This is a genomic window from Micromonospora sp. NPDC048843, from assembly GCF_040649965.1.
GTDB classification, from domain to species: domain Bacteria; phylum Actinomycetota; class Actinomycetes; order Mycobacteriales; family Micromonosporaceae; genus Micromonospora; species Micromonospora hortensis.
Genome location: NZ_JBEZGJ010000396.1, coordinates 1 through 1,028, shown reverse-complemented (window position 1 = coordinate 1,028; position 1,028 = coordinate 1). Strand labels below are relative to the sequence as shown.

Sequence of the window (1,028 nt, the reverse complement as noted above, 5' to 3'; positions counted from 1 at the left end):
CACGGTATCCGGCGACGTCCGCGTCACAGCGCGGAACCCACTCCGCCACCGATCGCGGCGCCGGCCAGTTCCAGGCGGTGTTCGACATGTCCGGTCGTCGACAGGGATTCGGGGCGTCACGGCGTGCCGTGGTGTAACCATCGATGGCACATCGATAAGAGCTATCGCACGGTCAGTGTCAGCGCTGTTTGCCTTGGGGTGGCTCGCCTCGCATCAGATCGGCGAGTGCCTCGCGATCGGTCACATCGAGTTTCATGCAGGCGCGATACAGATGGCCCTCGACGGTACGGACCGACACCGTGAGCCGATCCGCGATCTGCCGGTTGCTCAGTCCAGCCGCGACCAGATTGGCGATCTCGCGTTCCCGTGCGGTCAGCGGAAGTGGCTGGGCCGACTGGCGCAGTGCGGGCGTGCCGGCCCCACCGCAGGCCGCGGCGAGCCGGTTCGCGGTGGCCGCCGACTCGAGCAGTCGTCGCCGATCTCCGCGTCGTTCGTGCACCGAGGCGGCCTGGGCGGCGGCATCGGCGGCCGACAGCAGCACGCCCATCCGCTCGAATTCGGCTGCGGCGGTATCCAATCCGGGCCCATCCTGGGAGGCGACGGCCACCGCGTGCCGGGACTGCACCTGGACCAGCGCACCGTCGATGCGGGCCGCGAGGTCGGCCAGGCGTCCCGCCACATTGCGATCGCCGAAGCGCGCCGCGGTGTGCAGCGCCAGTGCCTCGACCGCGTGCTGGTGGGAGCGGGCGGCGGCATCGGCGGCACCGATGGCCAGGCGTACCGCCGGCCCCACGGTGCCTTCGGCCGCGGCCTGCCAGGCCCGGGCGATCTCGAGTTGCGGCTCGTAGACCGCGCTGTGCCGGCCGCCGCGCTGCCGGGCCTCGGCGATGACCTCGGCCGCCTCCGCCGCGCGGCCCAGTGCCGAATAGGCCTCTGCCAGGCGAATTCTCGCCGGGAACATCCAGGCGGCCGCACCCTCGGCGGTGAGCGCCGCGAGCGCCTGCTCCAGATTCTCCACACCGTCGAGG

Annotated in this window: 1 protein-coding gene; it reads right to left on the bottom strand. The window is 71.7% G+C overall.

Annotated elements, in window-relative coordinates; all coding sequences use genetic code 11:
- Positions 1-178 precede the first annotated feature (178 nt).
- On the bottom strand, positions 179-1,028 hold an 850-nt coding region (locus AB0C20_RS36370), incomplete at its 5' end, for a helix-turn-helix transcriptional regulator (RefSeq protein WP_357569741.1).